This window comes from Rhizobium sp. SVR5-9E (genome assembly GCF_056755095.1).
This window is the reverse complement of sequence record NZ_JBNDHS010000695.1, coordinates 1-239: the sequence shown is the minus strand read 5'-3', so window position 1 is coordinate 239 and position 239 is coordinate 1. Positions and strand designations below refer to the sequence as shown.

At 59.8% G+C, this 239-nt stretch carries 1 protein-coding gene; it reads left to right on the top strand.

Going from position 1 to position 239, the window contains the following annotated elements; genetic code table 11:
- Positions 1–239 (top strand): Ig-like domain-containing protein (locus ACPYOJ_RS36585; protein WP_481420568.1); only part of this gene is annotated, 239 nt, incomplete at both ends.

The following is a 239-nucleotide window of genomic DNA, read 5'->3' as shown; positions in this document are numbered from 1 at the left end:
ACGCTGAACCTCTCCGGCATCGAAACCGGCGCAACCGTGCAATACAGCATCGACAACGGCGCGCACTGGAACACGACCTTCAGCGCGACCGAAGGCGTGAACAACCTGCAAGTCCGTCAGATCGACATCGCGGGCAATATCTCGAACGCCACGAGCTTGAGCTTCACGCTCGACACCACCGCGCCGTCGACACTGTCATGGCAATACAACCAAGGCACCCACACGGTGACGGCCAATAC